General features: G+C 62.1%; 3 protein-coding genes. 2 read left to right on the forward strand and 1 reads right to left on the reverse strand.

Features of this window, described 5'->3' with window-relative positions; all coding sequences use genetic code 11:
* Window positions 1-1,208: MFS transporter (locus tag HP546_RS28530; RefSeq protein ID WP_172232670.1), on the forward strand; the 1,208-nt coding region annotated here is incomplete at its 5' end.
* Between the two features lie 12 nt (window positions 1,209-1,220).
* Window positions 1,221-2,264 (forward strand): hydroxyacid dehydrogenase, encoded by a 1,044-nt coding sequence (locus HP546_RS28535; protein ID WP_172232673.1) that lies wholly within the window; start codon window positions 1,221-1,223, stop codon window positions 2,262-2,264.
* 52 nt (window positions 2,265-2,316) lie between these two features.
* On the opposite strand, the gene HP546_RS28540 is transcribed toward HP546_RS28535, so the two are convergent.
* On the reverse strand, window positions 2,317-2,886 hold the full coding sequence (locus tag HP546_RS28540; RefSeq protein ID WP_172232676.1) for a TetR/AcrR family transcriptional regulator: 570 nt from the start codon (window positions 2,884-2,886) through the stop codon (window positions 2,317-2,319).
* Window positions 2,887-2,962: the final 76 nt, after the last annotated feature.

The raw sequence follows: 2,962 nt of genomic DNA on the forward strand, positions 1-2,962 counted from the left end.
AGACCAGCCAGCTGCTGGCGACGGCCGGCATCTTTGCCGTCGGCTTTTTCATGCGCCCGCTGGGCGGCTGGATCTTCGGCTATATCGCCGATACCCGGGGGCGCAAGATCTCGATGATCATCTCGGTGTTCATGATGTGCGGCGGCTCGTTGATGATCGCGGTGATGCCCACGTATGCCACGGTGGGTGTCGCCGCGCCGGTGCTGCTGGTGATCGCGCGGCTGATGCAAGGGTTGTCGGTGGGCGCCGAGTACGGCACTGGCGCCACCTACATCAGCGAGGTATCCCGCGCCGGGAAGCGCTCGTTCTACGGCTCGTTCCAGTACATGACGATCATTGCCGGGCAACTGCTGGCGCTGCTGACGGTAGCGGTACTTCAACTGGTGCTGTCGGAACAGGACCTGAAGGCCTGGGGCTGGCGGGTGCCGTTCCTGATCGGCGCGCTGGCTTCGATCGTGGTGGTCATCCTGCGCCGCACCATGCGCGAGACAGCCACTGAAGCAGGGATGAAGAGCAAGGAATCCGGCTCGCTCCGGGGCCTGATGCAACACCGGCGCGCGGTGCTGCTCACCTTCACCATCACCATCGGCTGCTCGCTGTACTTCTATACCTTTACCGCGTACATGCAGAAGTTCCTGGTAGTGAGTGTCGGCATTCCGGCCCCCACGGTCAGCATCATGATGGCTTGCGCATTGGTGATCTTCATGCTGGCGCAGCCGGTGTTCGGCATGCTCGCAGACAAAATCGGCGTGCGCCGCAACATGATCTTGTTCGGCCTGCTGTCCACTTTCCTGGTTATCCCGTTGCTGTCCGCGATCAAGACAGTGCAGGACCCGCTCGCAGCGTTTGGGCTGGTGCTCGCCGGTTTGCTGATTGCAGCTTTCTATACACCGGTCACCGGGGTGCTCAAGGCCGACTTCTATCCACCGACTGTGCGCGCACTGGGTGTGGGCCTGCCTTACGCCGTAGGGGCCGCGATGTTCGGCGGTTCGGCCGAGTATGTGGCGCTGTCCTTCCGCTCTGTGGGAATGGAGCAGTACTTCTACCTGTACGTGGCGGCCATCGGCGCCATCACCCTGGTGTCGGCCTTGTTGATGCCAGACCTGGGCAAGCATGGTTATCTCGATGGCGACGGCAAGGTTGAGGAGAACATCGGCGTACGCAAGTTCATGGGGCGTAAATCCCTCCCTACCCACCCCAGCCATTGAGGCGAGGCGAGCATGACTGCTGAAAGGAAAAAGATCGTGCGCTTCGACGTCTGGTATCACCCGGTGATGGCCCAGACGTTCGAGGCTTCGCCAGGTGTCGTGCTGCAAACCGTTGCCCGTGACCAGTCGCCTGGCGTCATCCTGCAGGCGCTGCGCAGTTGCCAGGTGTTTCAGATACCCTCGGCGCGGGACGAGCTCCCACCGCAGTGGCGTATTACCGAGGCGCTGCTCGGGCAGTTGCCTGACCTGCTTTGTGTCTCTACCAATGGTGCAGGCTTTGACACGGTGGATGTCGAAGCCTGCACTCGCGCGGGTGTCCTGGTCGTCAACCAATCGGGCGCCAACGCCCAATCGGTGGCCGAAGCCACGGTGGGGTTGATGATCGATTGCGCGCGGCGGATCAGCGAATCGGACCGGCGCTTGCGCCGGGATCGCGGCTTTTCTCGCGAAGACCTGATGGGTAGCGAGTTGTGCGGCAAAAGCTTGGGTCTCATCGGTATCGGTGAGATTGGTACACGTGTCGCGTGCATAGCCCAGGCCCTGGGCATGCAGGTCCTGGCCCATGATCCCCTGCTGAGCGCGGAACAGATCGGCCAACGGGGCGCTACCAGTTGCACGTTGCAGAGCCTGTTGCAGCACAGTGATGTAGTCTCGCTGCATTGCCCACGTCTGGCCTCGACCTTGAACCTCATGAACGCGTCGGCTTTCGCAGCGATGCGCAAAGGGGCTGTATTCATCAACACTGCACGTGGCGGCTTGCATGACGAGGTCGCCCTTTATGACGCGTTGGCCTGCGGCCATCTTGGCGCTGCGGGAATCGACGTTTGGGACCAAGAGCCGCCTGCGCTGGATCATCCTTTGCTTGGCCTTGAAAACGTGGTCGGCCTGTATCACACCGCAGGCGTCACGCGCGAGGCGCGCAAGCGCATGGGCGCGTGGGCGGCAGAGCAGATTCTGCAGTTGCTGCGCGGGGAGCCGGGGCCACGCATGGTCAATCCGCAGGCGTTTGAAGCGTTCCGGCAACGGCTAAGGGGCAAGGATCATCGCGATACCTAGTACCGCTTGCAGCGTGCTCTGGCGGGCGCTGTTCCGCCAGAGACGGCTTAGGTCAGTGATCGGGCTGTAGCAAGGCATTGCACATCCGCAAGATGTGCTGCTCGATCCAATTTTCATCGAAGACCGTATTGCCAACCCGCAGACTGTTGCCGCTCTCGATGATCGCCAAGATGGCAACGACAGTTCGGGCAGGGTCGCTCACGCGGTACAGGCCTAGAGCGCACCCCCCCTCGATAATCTGGCGGAGTGGCTCGGCCAGTTGCCCCATTGCCCGCTCCAGCCAGAGCCGGTGGCGGTCGTCCAGGTGCCTGACTTCGTGACGAAGGACCATCTCCTCCTGGGGAAGGGCCACTTGCCGTGCCAGCGCAAAACGCACATAAGCATGCAGAGATTGAGGTTGGGCGCCGTTTTCCCAGGCCTGCTTGCGGCGTTCGATGATCTCCAGCACCACATTGAGCAGCAGATCCTGTTTGCAATCGACGTGATGGTAAAGGCTGCCGGGAAGAATGCCGACGCGCAGGGCCAGCTTTCTCATGGTCATGGCGGTATAGCCAATCTCGACCATCAGTTCGGTTGCAGCCTGGGTCAGGGAGGAGGGACAGGCACGGGCGGCTTCAAGCATAGGCCGGCAACCTCGAAAGTGCTCGCAGCACCTGGCAGAGCAGGCGTTTGCAGTGGCGCCGGGGCCGGGGTGTACC

This window comes from Pseudomonas sp. CM25, from assembly GCF_013179705.1.
GTDB lineage: Bacteria > Pseudomonadota > Gammaproteobacteria > Pseudomonadales > Pseudomonadaceae > Aquipseudomonas.